At 58.4% G+C, this 18,055-nt stretch carries 15 protein-coding genes and 1 tRNA gene; 8 read left to right on the top strand and 8 right to left on the bottom strand.

Annotation, left to right across the window (positions count from 1 at the left end):
• Window positions 1–682: 682 nt before the first annotated feature.
• Genes AAF739_03275 through AAF739_03285 form a run of 3 tightly spaced genes read left to right on the top strand, consistent with a single transcriptional unit; the run spans window position 683 to window position 3,205 of the window.
• Window positions 683–1,063 carry a DUF3489 domain-containing protein gene (locus AAF739_03275; GenBank protein MEM6381669.1) on the top strand — a complete coding sequence of 127 codons (381 nt, stop codon included), beginning with the start codon at window positions 683–685 and terminating at the stop codon, window positions 1,061–1,063.
• A 34-nt stretch (window positions 1,064–1,097) separates the two neighbouring features.
• On the top strand, window positions 1,098–1,541 hold the full coding sequence (locus AAF739_03280) for a DUF2924 domain-containing protein (GenBank protein ID MEM6381670.1): 444 nt from the start codon (window positions 1,098–1,100) through the stop codon (window positions 1,539–1,541).
• Window positions 1,538–3,205 (top strand): recombinase family protein, encoded by a 1,668-nt coding sequence (locus tag AAF739_03285; GenBank protein MEM6381671.1) that lies wholly within the window; start codon window positions 1,538–1,540, stop codon window positions 3,203–3,205. Before AAF739_03280 ends, AAF739_03285 begins: the two co-directional genes overlap by 4 nt.
• 376 nt (window positions 3,206–3,581) lie before the next feature.
• On the opposite strand, the gene AAF739_03290 is transcribed toward AAF739_03285, so the two are convergent.
• A tRNA-Ile gene (locus AAF739_03290) sits at window positions 3,582–3,658 on the bottom strand.
• A 206-nt stretch (window positions 3,659–3,864) separates the two neighbouring features.
• Between AAF739_03290 and AAF739_03295 the strand changes: the two genes are divergently transcribed.
• Together AAF739_03295 and AAF739_03300 are read left to right on the top strand one after the other, a co-directional pair.
• Window positions 3,865–4,647, top strand: coding sequence for an SIMPL domain-containing protein (locus AAF739_03295; protein MEM6381672.1), 783 nt, complete (start codon window positions 3,865–3,867; stop codon window positions 4,645–4,647).
• Between the two features lie 153 nt (window positions 4,648–4,800).
• Window positions 4,801–6,579 carry a TadE/TadG family type IV pilus assembly protein gene (locus tag AAF739_03300; GenBank protein ID MEM6381673.1) on the top strand — a complete coding sequence of 593 codons (1,779 nt, stop codon included), beginning with the start codon at window positions 4,801–4,803 and terminating at the stop codon, window positions 6,577–6,579.
• A gap of 124 nt (window positions 6,580–6,703) precedes the next feature.
• Here AAF739_03300 and AAF739_03305 read toward each other — a convergent pair whose 3' ends face one another.
• From AAF739_03305 to AAF739_03320, 4 genes are all read right to left on the bottom strand, one after another.
• Window positions 6,704–6,988, bottom strand: a complete 285-nt coding sequence (locus tag AAF739_03305) for an HlyU family transcriptional regulator (protein ID MEM6381674.1) — start codon at window positions 6,986–6,988, stop codon at window positions 6,704–6,706.
• 131 nt (window positions 6,989–7,119) lie between these two features.
• A complete protein-coding gene (rpoD, locus tag AAF739_03310) occupies window positions 7,120–9,138 on the bottom strand; it encodes an RNA polymerase sigma factor RpoD (protein ID MEM6381675.1) in 2,019 nt (672 codons plus the stop codon).
• Between the two features lie 426 nt (window positions 9,139–9,564).
• Complete coding sequence (gene dnaG / locus AAF739_03315; GenBank protein MEM6381676.1) at window positions 9,565–11,403, bottom strand: DNA primase; 1,839 nt, start codon at window positions 11,401–11,403, stop codon at window positions 9,565–9,567.
• Between the two features lie 57 nt (window positions 11,404–11,460).
• A complete protein-coding gene (locus AAF739_03320; GenBank protein ID MEM6381677.1) occupies window positions 11,461–11,922 on the bottom strand; it encodes a GatB/YqeY domain-containing protein in 462 nt (153 codons plus the stop codon).
• A 290-nt stretch (window positions 11,923–12,212) separates the two neighbouring features.
• Here AAF739_03320 and carA point away from each other — a divergent pair, with 290 nt between their 5' ends.
• Window positions 12,213–13,433 (top strand): glutamine-hydrolyzing carbamoyl-phosphate synthase small subunit, encoded by a 1,221-nt coding sequence (carA, locus tag AAF739_03325; GenBank protein MEM6381678.1) that lies wholly within the window; start codon window positions 12,213–12,215, stop codon window positions 13,431–13,433.
• A gap of 6 nt (window positions 13,434–13,439) precedes the next feature.
• Here the strand turns inward: carA and AAF739_03330 are convergent, their stop codons facing one another.
• On the bottom strand, window positions 13,440–13,916 hold the full coding sequence (locus AAF739_03330) for a MerR family transcriptional regulator (GenBank protein ID MEM6381679.1): 477 nt from the start codon (window positions 13,914–13,916) through the stop codon (window positions 13,440–13,442).
• 326 nt (window positions 13,917–14,242) lie between these two features.
• Window positions 14,243–15,307: an AraC family transcriptional regulator gene (locus tag AAF739_03335; protein ID MEM6381680.1), complete on the bottom strand. Its 1,065-nt coding sequence runs from the start codon at window positions 15,305–15,307 to the stop codon at window positions 14,243–14,245.
• A gap of 232 nt (window positions 15,308–15,539) precedes the next feature.
• Here AAF739_03335 and AAF739_03340 point away from each other — a divergent pair, with 232 nt between their 5' ends.
• Window positions 15,540–16,067 (top strand): hypothetical protein, encoded by a 528-nt coding sequence (locus AAF739_03340; GenBank protein ID MEM6381681.1) that lies wholly within the window; start codon window positions 15,540–15,542, stop codon window positions 16,065–16,067.
• Between the two features lie 48 nt (window positions 16,068–16,115).
• Here the strand turns inward: AAF739_03340 and AAF739_03345 are convergent, their stop codons facing one another.
• A complete protein-coding gene (locus AAF739_03345; GenBank protein ID MEM6381682.1) occupies window positions 16,116–17,057 on the bottom strand; it encodes a neutral zinc metallopeptidase in 942 nt (313 codons plus the stop codon).
• 467 nt (window positions 17,058–17,524) lie between these two features.
• Between AAF739_03345 and AAF739_03350 the strand changes: the two genes are divergently transcribed.
• Entirely contained in the window at window positions 17,525–17,881 is a 357-nt protein-coding gene (locus AAF739_03350; GenBank protein ID MEM6381683.1) for a helix-turn-helix transcriptional regulator, read from the top strand.
• Window positions 17,882–18,055: the final 174 nt, after the last annotated feature.

Below are 18,055 nucleotides of genomic sequence, written 5' to 3' on the forward strand. Positions count from 1 at the left end.
GCCTCTCGCAACGACAGCCCCGCCCCAATGGGCGAGCCAACCGTCGCGCCGCTGTCATTCTCGTCGAGATTTGTGGTTACGACGAAGTTGGCCATGATGCGCTCCCAGCGGGCATATTTTCCGTTGGGTCAAGCCTTAGCACCAGAAACAGTGAAAAGGCGACCGCCGCTTCTTTAGACTTCGACGTTTTCCGAGATCGCAAGCCCGTCTTTCCGCTCAACACTAAGGTGCTCGACGTCTATGCGCTAAGCCCGATTGCTCATGCTTTGGGGATGTAGCGGAGCCTGGTTTGTTGAACGGAGAATGTCAGCTTCCCGCCAAAAGTCGCTTATGAGTTGATGACTGCTTTGTCCGCAATGCGGTTATCCGCTCCATCCGAAGCCACTGTCTGCTGTCCGTCCTGGCAAGTCGTGTTTCGCAGTGCCGCTAAGGTCTGGAATGGGGATTAAGCGGTCTTTGTTGGCCTTGGCGGCATCGCTCTCCGGCGCACCTTACGGCCCGTCGGGTGCTGAGTAGTTGTAAGTGCAGTCCACCTTCGAAAAGGACTGGACTTCTATTCTCGAACGAGCGGTAGTGGGCGTACCAAGCATGGTCACCTTACGAGGCCTGCTTGGTTTGCCCGGGCTCCGGGATTTCGTCGGTGGCGCCATCAAGCGCCGTAACATCACCGACGGAGAACCAAATGACCGATACAATTGTAAGCCAAGACGACAAGCAGACCGGCCCGAAGCGCGCGAATACACAGCCAGGCGTTTCCAAAGCTAACGGCGCCGCGACCAAGTCGGAGGTTGCGACGCAGCTCACCACCAACGATCAGCGACCTTCCCGAACAGGGGCAGCTTCGACCGATCAACGCGAGCCCAAGAACGTCGTTCTGCGTCGGCTGCTTGCCCGTAAAGCTGGCGCGACCGTGACTGCGCTGATGTCGGCGACCGGCTGGCAGGCGCACAGCGTGCGGGCAGCTTTATCGGGTCTTCGCAAAGAGGGCGTGGCCATCGAGCGCCGCAAGAACCGCAAGGGTGAGACGGTCTACATCAGCGTGGTCTCCGATGAGCCGCGCTAAGCCTAGGTCGCGGTTGCCCAGGGCGTACCATAGGATGCAGCTCGATGATCTCGCTGGGCTGTCGAGGGATCAGCTCGTAGCTTTATGGGAGCGGGCCTATAAGTGCCCGCCGCCAAAGGGCGTGCGGCGGCGGCTTCTGGAACACTCATCGGCGTGGCACATCCAAGCGCGATCCAGCCCTCATCTCGTCGGTCGCGTGAAGTCTGAACTCAAGCGACGGATGAACGAGGCTCATCGCCTAAAGCAACCATGCGTCGCGACAGCGAGCGCCGATGGTGGTGAGCGTGGGAAGGGAGCGCGATCCTCCGCCCCACCTATGGGTACCCGTCTGATCCGTGAGTGGAACGGCAGGACCTATATCGTTGATGTCACGGCTGAGGGGTTCGTCATGGATGGTAATACCTTCCGCTCTCTGACGGCGGTCGCGCGACGGATCACCGGGACCCACTGGTCGGGGCCGAGGTTCTTTGGGCTATGAGCAACGCCGTCCGTCAGCGCTGCGCGATCTATACTCGCAAGTCCACCCAAGATGGACTCGATCAGGCCTTCAACTCACTCGATGCGCAGCGGGAAGCTTGCTCAGCCTTCATCGCATCTCAGGGTGGACTTGGATGGAAGGAACTGCGCGAGCGATACGACGATGGCGGGGTCTCGGGCGGCACGATGAACCGCCCTGCCCTCGAACAGCTGCTTACGCAGATCAGGGACGGGCATATCGATGTGGTGGTGGTCTACAAGATCGACCGGCTGACACGATCGTTGGCCGACTTCGCGCGCATGGTCGAACTGTTCGAACGCCATCAGGTTGCGTTCGTCTCGGTGACCCAACAGTTCAACACCACCTCATCCATGGGGCGGCTGACCTTGAACGTGCTGCTATCGTTTGCCCAGTTCGAGCGCGAGGTCACAGCGGAGCGCATTCGCGACAAGATCGCTGCCTCACGGCGCAGGGGCCTATGGATGGGCGGCACTGTTCCGTTTGGCTACCAGATCATCGACAAGGCCCTGGTTCCCAATGAACCTCAAGCCTGCATCGTGGTCGACATCTTCAAGCGTTACATCACTTTGAAGTCGGTGCGTGCCCTGGCCTCCGACTTGAAGGCCCGGCCCCCGTACGGCTTCGAGCGGGCCGTTCACAATGGCTGGCTTTACCACCTGCTCTCCAACCCTGTTTACATCGGTCTGGTCCGGCACAAGGACGAGACCTTCGACGGCGCTCATGATCCGATCGTCGACCTGGATCTATATAACGAGGCGCAACGCGTGCGGGCAGAGCAGCGGCACGCCCATGCATCCTGGAAGCTCTCGCAAGGCAGGCATCTGCTAACTGGCCTGGTATTCGACGAGACGGGCGACCGCCTTACGCCTACGCACAGTTCTAAAGCCCGCAAGCGCAGCGGCTATTACATCTCCGCACGGCTGGGCAGGCTGCGCAAGCGTGATGCCGATCCAGGCGGTTGGCGTCTTCCTGCCAGGGAACTCGAGCGCGCCGTTGAGCAGGAGTTTTTGCGTATCCTGCAAACCCAGTACATTCTGCTATCCGGCCTTCCGAACCGCGGGATCGCCAGCGATAGCATTGATGTTCTGAAGGCAGCAGAGCGGCTTGCCCGTAGCTATGGCGATGCGGCGGTCGAAGAGCGAAAGCGGCTGCTCGCCATTACCTTCCACAGGATCACCATCGAACCTGGCAAGTTGACGTTCACAGTCCGCAGCGCTGCCCTCGTCGCTTATCTTCTAGGTATGACGCCACCTACGATCGATCCCGCCGAGCACGAGCTCCATCAAACCGTGCAGCCTTTTCAGTTGCGTCGGCGCGGCGTCGAGGCAAAGGTCGTGCTGACGGGTGATCATCCGCAAATCCGGTCTCCAGAACCGAGATTGGTCGCTCTCCTCGTCCGCGCGCATACCTACCTGCATGACCTCACTGGGCATGGCGGCGCAACGATCGCCGATGTTGCCAAGGCCCGAAAGGTGCCAGCCTCGGAAGTAAGCCGCATCCTTCCCCTCGCCTTCCTTGATCCGGCGATCACCGCGGCCATCCTCGATGGTACTCAGCCGCCAACCCTTACCGTGGACGATCTTACCAGGCTTGCCGAGCTACCCCTTGTCTGGACGGATCAACGCAAAGCGCTCGGAATGTGACGCATACGGATCGGGCCCAGTCGCAGGCCTAGCACCAGCAAACCTGAACGATCGACGGGTCGGGAAGGGTGACGACCTATTAGTTGCTCATTCAAATCGCATTCGAAGCCGGTTGAAGAGGTCATTAAAGCTTCCCACACCACTAGCCTCCGACCGCACTCGCAGCGTTGAACCCGGCCTGTCAGTCGCGAACCATCGCCCTTCGAAACGCCTGGAGCCAAAACCGCCCCCGGAGAGACCGAGTGGCACCGGTGTGATATATGGCGGTCGAGGGAGACTACGCTTGTCCGATTGTTCTGACTACTGGCTCACAAACCACTGAAAAAATTGATAATTTCGGAATGTCAAAGGATTTAAGAGCGTCTAGAAGACTGCATGGTGGGCCCGGAGGGACTCGAACCCCCAACCAAGCGGTTATGAGCCGCCGGCTCTAACCAATTGAGCTACAGGCCCATAGCCGCATGGTAAGCATCGGTCTCATGCCGCGAGCGTGGATAAACGTCAATCGCTCGATGGACGTGATCAGCGGTACAATCAAGATTTGCGTCCCTAGTAGCGAGAAATCACTCGCCTCCAGACACGATAGCACCCAACAGTCCTAATCCCGCCGCAATCTCCGCGCCAAACCACGCTCCCGTCCACAGGAACAGGCGCACCAAATGATTGCCGTCAACTCTCGCCGCTTGCTCATCATGTCTGTCATCGCACTGCTGCTGAGTGTCTGTGCAACTTTCAAAGCTGCCCTCGCCCAGGAAGGCCCGTCTACCGCGCCAGAGGCAACACTTCGCGAGGCAACAATCACTGTGACAGCAACATCGAGCGTCCTGGCCGAGCCCGACATCGCAGTTATACGGGCGGGCGCAGTAACAGAGGCTCCCACCGCACGCGCAGCGCTCGACGCCAATTCAAAGATCATGGAGCAGGCCTTCCAGACCCTGCAGCGGCTGGGTGTAGACAATCGGGATATGCAGACCAGTCAGCTGTCGGTGAACCCTCGGTACACCTATTTCGAGCCGCAAAACGGCACGCGCAGACCCCCCAGGATCGATGGCTACACGGTTTCAAACAATCTGACCCTTCGGCTGCGTGATCTCGCGGCAATTGGAGAAGCACTCGATGCCTTGATTGACGCGGGCGTTAACGAAATGGGTGGGTTGAGCTTCGCCGTCGACGAGCCGGACGAACTCATGCAGAACGCCAGGCGGGAAGCCGTGCAAAAGGCACTTGCTGAGGCAGAGCTGCTGACCGAGGCGGCTGGTGTGGCTCTGGGACGGGTCATATCGATCAGCCAGAACACGCCGCAACCGAGGGGAATGCAGCCGCGCATGGCGGCCATGGCCGCGGACGCAATTGCTGAATCGGTCCCGATCGCAACCGGCGAACAATCGATCCGCGCCATCGTCACAATCGTCTGGGCAATCGACAATGGCGGCACACGCTAGCATGCGGCTCTCGGAGCTGAAGGGGTACACCGGATGCTAAACGGCCAGTAAACGCCCGCAACGCAATTTGCGTCACTTCTGCCCAAGTTCCTTTAGAGGGCTCGGCTATTGTCTGTTCCAAGGGCAAGGTCCGGTCGAAGAAGGAATAAGACAGTGAAGGCGTTTTCGAAACTCATCAAACGCTTCAGACAGGATACGCGTGGCACCGTCGTCGTGACGATGGCCATCAGCATGATACCTGTCATGGGTATGGTTGCGGCTGCGGTAGATTTCAGCCGTGCCTCCAGCGCAGACAGCGAACTGCAGAATGCGCTGGATGCAGCCGCGCTTTCGGTGGCGCAGCAGCCGAATCTGTCCGACCAACAGGCAGCCAGCATCATTAAGGAGCGCGTGCTGGCGATACTGGACAATGGCCATGGCGCGGGCAGCCTGACCATTCATGTTGATCAGGATGTGAACGATAATGTCATCGAAGCCACCGCGAGCATGAACATCGATACGGCGATGCTGGCGGTGATGGGTGTGGACTACATCGAGTTGGGTGCGTTCTCTTCGGTCGCTGCGGAATATGAAGATCTTGAGGTTGCTTTGGTCCTTGATAACACGGGGTCCATGTCGCAGCGCATGACAACGCTGCGCACTGCAGCGCAAGACTTTGTCGATGTCGTCATGGAAGATGGCGACAACGAGAATACCTCGATTGCAATTGTCCCGTATGTTGCCTCGGTCAATATCGGCAATGGACAGATGCAGCAGAACTGGCTGGACATTGACGGTCGATCCCGCTGGCATGCTGATCTTATCGAGACCCGCTGGTTGGCGAAATACAATTGGTGCGACTGGCCCACCGGTGGCGGCGGAGCCGACTGGGACAATAGCGGCAGCGGAAGCGATGGCGCGTCTCTCTCGCCCTCGAACATAAGTCCGGTCATGGACATGATGGGCGAACGCGTTGCGCTGGTTACCGATGTGCTCAAGGAGCTTGTTGGCGTGACACCCGCAATGGCGGCAGACCCTTACGAGTACACCATTGTCGACGAATGTTACATCGCGAACCCCGATCCGATGAGCCACTGGCAGCTGTTCGATCTTGTGGATGTCGAATGGAAGGGGTGCGTCGAGGCCCGGCCTGAGCCGTTCGACGTGCTGGATGTCCCAGCAGATCCGAGCAATCCGAATACACTTTGGGTGCCGTATTTCTGGATGGACGATGTTGATGATTTCGCGTGGTGGGTACCCAGCACCAGCAACAACTGGCTAGATGACGGGCCATTCGTAGCTGATACGGATTTGGCAACCAATACATGGGGCCGGGCGTACAGCGCGATGAAGTACAACGCCTCCAACACGCCTGTTGTCGACGAAGTCCCGCCCCGCACCACCGGGCCGAACAAGGCTTGCGGAGACCCGATCCTGCCATTGACCAACGATTACGACCTGCTCACTGAGCGCGTCAGCGGCATGAGCCACTGGAACAACGGTGGGACGCAAACCTCGCAGGGCGTGGTCTGGGGCTGGAGAGCGTTGTCTCCCTCGGCGCCGTTCACCGAAGGCGTGCCATACGGCGATGCAAATAAGGTGATGGTTGTGATGACCGATGGCGTCAACCAACTGGTCCGTTCCGATCAGAGCGCGACGCTGAGTGACTACTCGGCTTACGGCCACTTACGCATGGGTCGTTTGGGAACGTCGATATCCAGCGGTCGCGACTATATCGACGAGAGAACGCTCGCCGCCTGCACCAATGCGAAAGCTGCCGGCGTCATTGTCTACACGGTAACCTTCGGCCTCAATAGCAATGATGCTCGCAGGCTTTGGGATGATTGTGCGACCGAAACGTCGATGGCGTACCACGTCAACACATCGAACGAGCTAGTCGGCGCGTTCAATTCAATCGCTGGCTCGGTCGGCGAGCTACGTCTGACGCGCTAGCCCTCCAAAGAAAAACCCGAGGTGCTACCCTGGGTTTTTTTGTAGACCGGTTGTACTTCCCGGCTTCGCTGGCATTCGGCGGTGGCTCTCACTCGCAGACCCCGGGCGATCCGCCGCCGAACCTCTAATCGTCGAAAAGTCGTGCCCCTTGTTCATCGATGACTTGCTTGGCTTTCGTCACAGCAAACTGGGATGCCGCATCAGCAGACGGAAACAGATCAGCGCGGATCAGCGTATGCTTTCGCGCGTCCGGCTCATCGCTTTCCATGACGAAAGCTCGAAGCCGAAATTGTCCGCCTTCGGGTATTGGCGCCGCTTCAATGATGAACCCTTCATAGGTTTCGCGCGCGGTGACCGACGTGGACGAACTCTCGCCCCCGCCACCGAACAATTTCTTGAAGAAGGACATAGCCACTCCGTCAGTTTTGGGGGCAGATGGGTCATGGCGCTCAGGATAGAGGTCAGGGCTCTATGAACACCACGCTGCGCGATGGAGGGGTAACCCGCACGCTGGCCGCGGGTTACCGGATAAGTCGCGTATCAGTTGTCGAGGAAAGAGCGGAGCTTCCGCGACCGGCTGGGGTGTTTCAGCTTACGCAAAGCCTTCGCTTCAATCTGGCGAATACGTTCGCGCGTCACCGAAAACTGCTGGCCGACCTCTTCAAGCGTATGGTCGGTATTCATGCCGATCCCGAAACGCATGCGTAGGACGCGCTCTTCGCGCGGCGTGAGTGATGCAAGCACGCGCGTGGTTGTCTCGCGAAGGTTTGACTGGATTGCAGCATCGATCGGCAGGACCGCATTCTTGTCCTCGATGAAGTCGCCTAAATGGCTGTCTTCTTCGTCGCCAACCGGCGTTTCCAGCGAAATCGGCTCCTTGGCGATCTTGAGGACCTTGCGCACCTTCTCGAGCGGCATCGCAAGCTTCTCGGATAGCTCTTCAGGCGTCGGCTCACGACCGATCTCATGGAGCATTTGGCGAGACGTCCGGACGATCTTGTTGATCGTTTCAATCATGTGAACCGGGATGCGGATCGTACGCGCCTGGTCCGCAATCGAACGCGTGATCGCCTGACGGATCCACCATGTTGCATAGGTGGAAAACTTGTAACCACGGCGATACTCAAATTTATCCACCGCCTTCATAAGGCCGATATTGCCTTCCTGGATCAGATCAAGGAACTGCAGCCCGCGGTTGGTGTATTTCTTGGCGATGGAGATCACGAGCCGCAAATTGGCTTCGACCATCTCCTTTTTCGCGATGGCAGCTTCGCGTTCGCCTTTTTGCACCTTGTTCACGATGCGGCGGAACTCAGCGACGTTCAAACCCGTCTCTGTTGCCAGCTGGCGAATATCACCCCGGATTTCTTTCACGAGGTCCTTGTCGTCGGAGATAAGCCGTTTCCAGCCAGGTGACGACAGGCCCGCTACGCGCCGGACCCAGTTTGCGTCCAGCTCAGAACCTTGGTGCGTCTTGAGAAACTCGGTGCGATCGACACCGTAGCTTTCCGCTAGGCGCAACAGGCGACTTTCCATCGAAACAAGATTGCGGTTGATCGCATAAAGCTGCTCGACGAGGGCCTCGATGCGGTTGTTATTTAACTGCAGGCTTTTGACCGCTGTGATGATCTCAGATTTGAGCTCTTTGAAGCGACGCTCCTGGCTGGGTGTCAGCTGGTTGCCAGTGCGCCCGTCAAGATTGACGTCCTGAAGCTTGGAGAGCTTTGTGTAGTTGTCGGCGATGGAATCGAACACGCCAACGACTTTCGGCTTGAGTTCGGCTTCCATTGCGGAGAGCGACAGATTGATGTCGTCTTCATCGTCATCATCCTCGTCGCCATCACCATCCCCGTCGCCCTCGCGCCCTTCCGGCACGCGTTCATCATCGTTTGCCGCGACTGGCACCTTTTGAGCAGCGGCCGCCGCTGCAGCAGTCGGTTGGCCGCCGGGCTGGGTTGGCGGTGGATGCTGAATCCCCTTACCTTCCGGGTCGGCGTACGTCGCCTCAAGATCGATGATGTCGCGCAGCAGAACACGCTCTTCATTCAATTCATCGCGCCAGATGATAATTGCCTGAAAAGTCAAAGGGCTTTCGCACAGCCCCGCGATCATCGCTTCGCGACCGGCTTCAATGCGCTTAGCGATTGCGATCTCGCCCTCGCGAGACAGCAACTCAACCGTGCCCATCTCGCGCAGGTACATGCGCACCGGATCGTCGGTCCGATCTGAGGAGTCCCGCTTGGTAGTCGTTGCAACGGCCTTGCCGGTCGTCGGCGCTTCAACAACCGCCGTAGACGTTTCGGTCGTCTCTTCGGCGTCTTCGCCATCCACCACGTTGATGCCCATGTCGTTGAGCATCGCCATGATGTCCTCGATCTGTTCCGACGCAACCTGATCGGACGGGAGAACGGCGTTCAATTCATCGTAGGTGACAACGCCGGTCTTCTTCGCGGCCTTGATCATCTTTTTGACAGCAGCGTTATTCAGATCCAACAGCGGACCATCGCTCGCTTCGGGTGCTTCGCTGGTAACGGTGGCTTCAGCCTGCTTTGCAGCCATGGACAAGCCCACTCCTTTGCACATGACGAGCAAATCAATGCCGCTCGTCGCAACCTCAATCGGGCCAGTGTGCACGCTTCGCGTTAACCGGCCCCTAACCATACTCTCAAAGGTCTATGACCGATGGAGCGCTCGTCGTTAGCCAGCGTCCAACACACATCGTACGAAGCGCGCCACAGACCGTTGGCTCAAACGTAAAACCTTCTTAGCCGGGCAAACCAAAAAGGCAGCCCGGTGTCGCTCAATTTGAGGCGTCGGCTTCAACATTCGGGCGCCTTGCATAGGTCAGCCCGCTTTTCCCGCGCTTGATCCTAAAATAAGGCCGCAAATGGGGGTTGCAACCACCCATCGTGCTGAATCGGCCACAACTGAGCGCTTTCTTTCGCCTTCCAGGCGACAAACAGAACGCAGAACCTTGCTCTTACTCTAGCGGGCTTGCTGCACCCGCAACAAGCTGGCCTCTTCGTCGAGCGCCTGTTCAAGTTCGGCAAGCCGCTGCTGCATGGTGCGCGCTTCCGTGCTCAGTGCCAAAGCGTGCTCGAGCGCTGCTTCATCTTCAAGAACGTCGGCTTGGCTGCGCTCGACATCCCGCTGCACAGCGCGCAGTTCGAGCCGCGAGATCAGGTAAGCCATCACCATAGACACGATCCTGGGAGACGCGTCCCGCTCCAGCAGCGGAAACGACGGTACGACCATCATTGGCTGGTCGTTCTGATCGAGATCCGACGAGGCACTATGGCCGGCGATCCGTTCCAGCCGCTGCGCCGCAAGCGGATCTTCAAACAGTGAGCCGGGATCGCGATCTTCGAATTCGGCAAACTGCTGAGGAAATATCTCTGCAATATGAACCAGCTGAGCTTCCAAGGACATCGGCGTTGGCGCTTTAACCGTCTTCGCCCCATAGCCTCCACCAGCAAGCGCGTTCCGGTCCACCATACCTGCGGGCCCTGAGCGCCCCGGCGTCCCTGCCGCCCGCAGTGATCGCCGAAAGGCGTAGAACCGATCTTTCAGCGCCTGGTCATAATGTGCGCGAACCGATCCATCGCCAATGCTGGCACTGAGACGTCCCAACGAACTCTGAAAGGCCGCCATACGCTCAGGCGTTGAAACGTCGTGGCTGCCAACTTCGCGGCTCCACAACGCCTCGATGAGAGGTTCCGCCTTGTCGAGCAAAGCCGCAAAGACCTGGGGGCCATGCTCAGCGAGGAAGTCATCGGGGTCCTGGCCTTGCGGCAGGAATAAGAACCGAAGGCTCTTTCCCGGCTTCAACAGCGGAAGAACCCGATCCATCGTGCGATGGGCTGCCGCAACACCCGCCTGATCACCATCAAAACATAGGATAGGCTCGTCGGTCATCCGCCACATCAGCGCGATCTGCTCTTCGCCCAGCGCCGTTCCAAGCGACGCGGCCACATCGGCGAATCCCGCGCGGTGCAGCGCGATGGCGTCCATGTAACCTTCAACCAGCAAAAGGCGCTTAGACCTATGGGCGGCCTCACGAGCGCGCTGCGCGTTGAACAGCATCTCTCGCTTGCGAAAAAACTCGGTTTCGGGCGAGTTGAGATATTTCGGCTCGCCCTGCCCTAGGACACGACCACCAAACCCGACAACGCGGCCGCGCAAATCTTCGATGGCGACCATGAGCCGGCCGCGAAAACGGTCGTAAGGCTGTCTCCCAGGCTCCTCCGGCTGGATGACCAGACCGGTCTCGACCATAGCTGACACTGGCACATTTCGGTTTTGCAGGTAGGTTAGAAGCGCATCGCGCCGGTCTGGAGCGTAGCCGACCCGAAACGTCGCGCGCAAAGCTGCATCCAGTCCGCGCCGCTCCGCATAGGCCAAGGCGTCTGCACCGTCTCGCGATTGGAGGGCTTGCTCAAAAAACGTTGCAGCAAGCTCGAGAACGTCGTGCAGCTTGAGTCGCGCCTCATGCCGCCTCGCCGCCTCCGGATCGGGCGTCGGCATCGCAAGGCCCGCCTCCCCAGCCAGCTTTTCGACGGCTTCAGGGAAGCTCAGGCCTTCGGTCTCCATGACGAAGCGGAAATGATCACCAGACGCCTGGCAGCCAAAGCAGTGGTAACGCCCCTTGCGATCGTCCACATGGAAGGAAGGCGTCTTCTCAGAGTGGAACGGGCAACAGGCCCAATGGTCACCGCGCGTTGGCTTCGATTTTCGACGATCCCAGCTAACCCGGCGCCCGACGACATCCGATAGAGGCAATCGATCGCGAATAGCCGACAGAAAACCGTCGCTGAACCGGATCATCGCATCTCCATACCGCCCGTCGCGGACGGCACCTATCGTGCGGGTTGTGCGGCCGCGTTATGATGCGGCAGCTGACAAATGCTGCTTGGCGACCGACGACGCTTTGCAGGCATCGAATTGCCCAGGAAACTGGGACTTCATTGCGCTCATAATCTTACCCATATCGCGCAAGCCTTCGGCACCGGTCTCATCGATGACCCGAATGACGGCGGCACTCACCTCACTCTCGCTGAGCTGGCGCGGCATGAACTCACGAATGATCGCAATTTCATCGCGCTCTTGTCCAGCAAGGTCGAGCCTGCCCGCTTCCTCGTAGATACGCGTTGATTCCTCGCGCTGCTTGACCATTTTGGCCAACAGATCGATGATTTCGCGGTCTGACAGCTTCTCCGAGCCACTCGACCGAACCGCAATATCGCGGTCCTTGATGGCAGCATTAATCAGCCGAAGCGTACAGGCCTTGCGGCTATCTTTCGCTTTGACGGCGTCTTTCAGGCTTTCATTGAGGTGCTCGCGCATCTTACTCCAACCAGCGTGAACGTTTCACAAAAGGCGGCGCTGACAGCGCCGCCGTATCACTCGTGCGGGTCATATACCTGACCTTCGAACCCTCCAACGGTATGGTTTGCAAAAGGTGAATGGCAAGCCTGAAGTTGGAGCAGATCGTACTGGCCTGTGAACGGAGCAGCCGCCCATCGCTCCAGCGCCCTGTTGATCCGAGCCTATTACATGGTAAGCGCATCAAATATCCGCAAGTTTGTCACAAATGCCCACCAATCTCGTCGAACTTCGACCCTAAAGAGCGCCCGATGCCGACCGACATAGCGACCACAACAACCGACCAATCCATCGCCAAACCCGATGCTTGGACACCGCGCGTGACGACGGCGCGTCTTGTCTTGGCTGATGGGGCGGTGTTCGAAGGCTTCGGCTTCGGGGCGCAAGGATCGGCCGTTGGGGAAGTGTGCTTCAACACCGCCATGACGGGTTACCAGGAGATTCTGACGGACCCATCTTACGCTGGCCAATTCGTTACCTTCACTTTTCCCCATATCGGCAATGTTGGCGTCAACGCAGACGATCTGGAGCAGTTGCCAACCGGAGACGACGTTTCAGCCGCCACTGCGGTGATCGTCAAAGCACCCATCACCGATCCTTCAAACTGGCGTGCGACCGCCCACCTCGACGTATGGCTTAAAAAACGCGGCATCATAGGGCTTTCCGGCGTAGATACCCGCGCACTGACGGCTCACATTCGCCGCAACGGCATGCCGAATGCATCCATCGCGCACGAGCCTGACGGTGTTTTTGACATTCCCACATTGGCGGATCAGGCGGTAAATTGGGGCGGCCTTGAGGGCCGGGATTTGGTTCCAAACGTTACCATTGAGGACCAACGCGGGTGGTCACAGACCAGTTGGACACTCGATGCGGGCTTTGGTACCGGCACCGCAACAGAACTGCATGTCGTTGCAATCGATTTCGGCGTGAAACGCAACATTTTGCGTCTACTGGCAGACCGCGGATGCAGGATCACCGTTGTGCCCGCCACCACGTCAGCCGATGAGGTTTTGGCGCTGCAACCTGATGGTTTGTTTCTGTCCAATGGCCCCGGCGACCCGGCTGCCACTGGCACCTATGCGGTGCCGACCATCCAAAAACTCATTGAGGCCGGCTTACCCACATTCGGCATTTGCTTGGGGCACCAGATCCTTGGGTTGGCCCTCGGAGCCTCAACCATCAAAATGCATCAGGGGCACCATGGCGCGAACCATCCGGTGATGGACCATACGACCGACAAAGTCGAAGTCACCTCGATGAATCATGGTTTCGCCGTCGACGCTGCCACGCTTCCCGATACCGTCGAGGCGACCCACACGTCCCTGTTCGATGGTACGAACTGCGGACTACGCCATAGGACGTTGCCCATTTTTTCGGTTCAGCATCATCCTGAGGCGTCACCCGGACCGCGCGATAGCCACTATCTGTTCGATCGCTTCATCGATCTTATGCGTGCCGAGAAGCCGTAACAACGGTCAAACGGTGCTTAGTCCGTCCATCACGCGTTCGGTCTGCTCGATCTGGGCTTCGATTGTCGCTTTGAGTTCTTGAAGATGGCGCAACTGCTCAGCGCAAATACGCTGGACTTGCGCGGCACGCTGACTGTCGTCGCCGTCACTCTCGAGCGCACTCACCAGGGCTGAGACGTCATCCAGGCCCATACCCATCGACTTGCCTTTCAAAACAAGGCTCAGACGCTCTCTAGACTGCGAACCGTAAAAGCGGCGGTTTCCAACACGACGCGGTGTCAGAAGGCCCTTCTCTTCGTAAAACCGAAGCGTCCGCATTGTGACACCAAACTCATCGGCCATTTGCGATATCGACAACTCGTCGGAGCGCGCCGCAGAGGAAATGAGGTCTTCATTGTCTGCCACCAAGGCACCGGAAGCGCTTCCGACACCGGGTGGGGCAAAATTAGCGCCCAGCGAAGTTGGGCGTCCGATAAAGCTCATTAGGAATTCTCCCAAAATAAACGCTCACCGGCCACAAATCTGCGACCAGCGTATAAGTGTTTGCGTGAGCTTGCCTGCATGCACATTCGGAGCCGCACGCAGGCCGGCTCGATGATCGCGGTATAAGGACCATCTTGCGCATGAACTATTCTCTCAGCGTCAATTACTTATCTTGATAAACATTCCGCACCACGAAATAGGGCGGCGAGCGGTGAGTCCAATAGACAATCGTCTAACTACCCACTCCGGGTCGGCTTGGTGGACTTGCTTCTTGCCGCCCCAGCGCCTCCGTCCAGTCTGCCGATCACCTAGCGACACGAGGGACGCTAACCGTCATCCGAGCGGGTTCTCACACTCGACGGCGACTGCCCCAACCATCGCTTGACCGCACGAGACAGGTTGGCCTGGTTGGAGAAACCCAACCGGAAGGCCACTTCGGCAAGAGGAAGGTCACTGCCCCGTAGAAGTTCGATCGCACTATCTTTGCGTAACCGATCACACAGATCGTGGTAGCTGGTGCCCAGGGCGTCCAACTTGCGCTGAAGGACACGGGTGCTCATTCCCATTCTCCTTGCGGTTTCGGACACCGAGTTTCCGCTGTCGGCCATGTGCGCGACAATGTCTTCGCTCACGCGAATGCGAAGATCGTCCGGAACACGCCGCTCGGCGCTGACGCGCCGAACCAATTCCATGGCAGCCTCATGGGCAAATGCGTCAGCGTTTAGATTTGGCCGGGAGAGGTCGGAGGCCCGCAACACGACCATGTTTGCGGGCGTATCAAAATGGACGACCGGAGCGAGGAACTGTCGGTACGGCGTGACATCAGCCGGCGTTCGGCGTTGAAGATGAACTTCCACCGGCCACCAATCCGGTGAAAAGCGCCTGCGGATGCTTCGGACAAAAAGCCGCGCCGCGCGATCCGTCAGCTCATCGCGCATACGGATCAGCGGTGAATACGACCAGGTGAACTCCACCCGACTGTCCGAAACCGATAGCCCAGAGAACGAGACATCCGCGTAGAGCCTCATATGCGTGGCGAGCAATTCCAGCGCATTTTCAAGGTTGGGCGCGGTTTGGAAGGCTTGGCCCAATACGCCTAGGGAGCTGGCATCGGTTCGATCACCCAGTTTCAGCCCCAAGGTCGGGTCACCGCTCACCACGCTGAGACCCCGAAGCAGCAAGGCAAAGCGCTGAATACTGATGAAGCCATGAAAGGCTTGCACATCGGCGGACTCAAGTCCGTACTGCGCTAAAACCTTCCTGATCTGAGACTGATCATGCCCCCGCTCAATCAAGTAATCACGGATGGCAATCAGCGCACGCACATGGATGACAAAGCGATCGGCATCGCCGCTGCTTGGAATGCCTTCCGATGGTTGCTCAGACGCCATGCGGTACATTAGCGGATCATGAGCAACGACAAAAGCATGATGGGATACGCGGGATGAAGCTCCCGGGGCCCGCCGGAAGCGCAGTGTTTGGCGGACGGGGAAACAAATCTGTCACCAAGGGACACATAGCGACAAAAGTCGGCGTGTATGGGTTTTTGCAATACCAATATGACGATGCATCACAGGCGGTGCACCATCGGTTTGGGCGCTACGGTAACGAAGGCCTGTAGGAGTGAAGCCGCTGAACCATCAGTATGATCTCACAGCCCTCATAAAACTGATGGAAAGCTGGGAGCAGCTCGCCAAATGCTCACCAACAAAGCTGCCAGCTATTGATCAGCTTGCAAGCCTGGGCGTTGATACGGGCCATCTTGGCTTCGGCATCATCGGGCGCGTCGAAAGAAGCTGCTCACGCAGCAAACCGGGCTTTAAAGTCATCGAGCTCGGCGTGCACCACAGAACGTTCGGCGGCATACACAACCAACCTCATCAGCCGCTGGACGAAATTTTGCATCCGGCGCATTTGCATCGGATTGAAGCGATCTACGAGCAGTGCGCGTCAGAACAAACGCCGCACCATTGGCGGTGCATGAACCTCGCCCGCAACGCTCCAGCCGCGCGCTATGCGCGCACGATTGTGCCCATCGCGGACGATTGCGGCGATCAGCGATGCCTTTTTGGCATCTGGATTTGGGCCGAAGAGGACATGACGGCAACGCACATGGACGCACACCAAGGCGAGCAGGATTTCGCCCCATAGGCGAAGGCTGCATGCTGAGTTCTGTCAAACGGCTGGTACGGCGATAAGCTACAAAGTGTTGGTGTTGAAGGTGTCACACTCTTCCATTCGCCCACTTTCGAAGCCTGCGCTGAACCATCGCCGGCGCTGCTCCGCGGTACCATGCGAGAACGTCTCTGGAACGACGTAGCCCTGCGTGCGCTGCTGGATCGTGTCATCGCCAACCTGATTGGCTGCATTCAACGCCTCATCAAGATCACCGCGTTCCAGCAGGCCGCGCTGGGCTGCGCTATGTCCCCAAACGCCAGCGAGGCAGTCCGCTTGCAGTTCAACGCGCACCAACAATGCGTTCGCATCCCGCTCATTCATGCGGGCTCGCGCTTCATTGTATTGGTCGAGGATACCGAGCTGATTTTGCACATGGTGCCCGACCTCATGGGCAATAACATAGGCCTGTGCGAAGTCTCCAGGCGCCCCAAAACGACGGCCAAGCTCATCGAAAAAGGACAGGTCGAGAAACACGCCCTGATCAGGTGGGCAATAAAATGGGCCGCTCGCAGAGCTCGAAAATCCGCAGGCCGAGTGCACTTGCCCTGTAAACAAGGTGAGCGTTGGCGGATCATAACGCATACCGCGCGCTTCAAACTCACGGGCCCAAAGATCTTCAGTATCGCCCAAAACACGCGCTGACATTTCGGCAAGTTCATCGCCCGCCGAAGGAATGAAAGGTTCGGCGCGCTGTTGCGATGGGGCCTGAAATTGCCCGACCGTACCACCAACGTCGCCGCCACTTATCAGTGAAAGCGGGTTGATACCGAGTACCCAAGCAATCAGCACCACAACCACAAGACCGCCCAGGCCTAACCCCCCGCCCCCTGAACGCCCTGAGGGAATCCGCACCCGTCTGCCGGATGGAATACGCATGCGTGCACCGCCAACCCGTGAAGAGCTTCGGCCCGCCCGGCGAAGATCGCGCACCTTCGTGCTTCGCCTCATATTGCGCCAACGCATACACAACACCCCCAGAAATCAGACAGTCTGGCGTGACAGTGCCAACCGCGGCGAACGAACTCAAGCGATACGAGTGTTGGAAACGCAAAAACGCCGCCTGAACTTCATGTTCAGAGCGGCGCTTTTTGCTCAACCAGGAGGCGCTAGGCGCTTACCAATCGATACCCACATACCGCATGAAAGCGTGCCACGAACACGAAAAGGTTGCGTGGCGATGCAGGTCGGGACGGCGCGTACCAACAGCTGAGCGATGGACGATCATATCCGTCAACATGGGACTTCCTTTCTGGTGCGGACCCTGCAACCATGCGATGATACACATGATCGAATTCCACACCGTGACCGGCGCACTTTGTGCACCTTTCATTTGGGATAAGGCAAATTGTGCGCCTTTGGCAAGCAAAAAATGCACATTTTGCGTCTAAGGAAGGCAAATTGTGCGCTTACTGAGAGTTGGTTGAGTTCTGATGGGTGATCGAGCAGGAAAGAGGGGACACGCGTCGGTCGAAAGCGTTATGTCCGGTGAGGCGTTTCGAGACTGGCGCAAACGCCTCGGCCTCAAGCAGAAGGATGCCGCCGAACTGCTTGGGCTCAAAAAACGGATGATCCAGTATTACGAGACCGGCAAACGCTCCGGCAACGACGTGGCCATTCCCAAGTCTATCCGCCTCGCCTGCTATGCGCTGGAGCGTGGAATCGGCGATTTCGATGGCGAGAGGGTGACCGGCCACGTCGATCTCGGCCCTCGCCTTGTTCGAACCACTGAAGGACCACCTGATCTCAGTGTCGTCGAAACGATCCACGCTGAAAAAGACATCGGCTAGCACCGAGCCCGATCAAGCACCGGATGTCGTTTCCGGGCCCGTTTGCCAATGCTTCCCATGATCACTATAGAGCCAGCGATCCCTCTGCGTCTCGGGACCTGATCGCGGCTCGCTGCATCGTAATGCGGTGAGCGCAAGGGCACCGAACGCCTCAACGTCTGTCCGCCGATCGAG

This window comes from Pseudomonadota bacterium, from assembly GCA_039024915.1.
Taxonomy (GTDB): Bacteria; Pseudomonadota; Alphaproteobacteria; order Rhizobiales; family MH13; genus MH13.

Coding starts and splice junctions, on each gene's coding strand:
- dnaG (MEM6381676.1), bottom strand. CDS start 11,403: ATGATCCGGTTCAGCGACGGTTTTCTGTCGGCTATTCGCGATCGATTG.
- AAF739_03350 (MEM6381683.1), top strand. CDS start 17,525: ATGGGTGATCGAGCAGGAAAGAGGGGACACGCGTCGGTCGAAAGCGTT.
- AAF739_03335 (MEM6381680.1), bottom strand. CDS start 15,307: ATGGCGTCTGAGCAACCATCGGAAGGCATTCCAAGCAGCGGCGATGCC.
- AAF739_03285 (MEM6381671.1), top strand. CDS start 1,538: ATGAGCAACGCCGTCCGTCAGCGCTGCGCGATCTATACTCGCAAGTCC.
- AAF739_03280 (MEM6381670.1), top strand. CDS start 1,098: ATGCAGCTCGATGATCTCGCTGGGCTGTCGAGGGATCAGCTCGTAGCT.
- AAF739_03320 (MEM6381677.1), bottom strand. CDS start 11,922: ATGCGCGAGCACCTCAATGAAAGCCTGAAAGACGCCGTCAAAGCGAAA.
- AAF739_03345 (MEM6381682.1), bottom strand. CDS start 17,057: ATGCGTTGGCGCAATATGAGGCGAAGCACGAAGGTGCGCGATCTTCGC.
- AAF739_03295 (MEM6381672.1), top strand. CDS start 3,865: ATGATTGCCGTCAACTCTCGCCGCTTGCTCATCATGTCTGTCATCGCA.
- AAF739_03305 (MEM6381674.1), bottom strand. CDS start 6,988: ATGTCCTTCTTCAAGAAATTGTTCGGTGGCGGGGGCGAGAGTTCGTCC.
- AAF739_03330 (MEM6381679.1), bottom strand. CDS start 13,916: ATGAGCTTTATCGGACGCCCAACTTCGCTGGGCGCTAATTTTGCCCCA.
- AAF739_03275 (MEM6381669.1), top strand. CDS start 683: ATGACCGATACAATTGTAAGCCAAGACGACAAGCAGACCGGCCCGAAG.
- carA (MEM6381678.1), top strand. CDS start 12,213: ATGCCGACCGACATAGCGACCACAACAACCGACCAATCCATCGCCAAA.
- rpoD (MEM6381675.1), bottom strand. CDS start 9,138: ATGGCTGCAAAGCAGGCTGAAGCCACCGTTACCAGCGAAGCACCCGAA.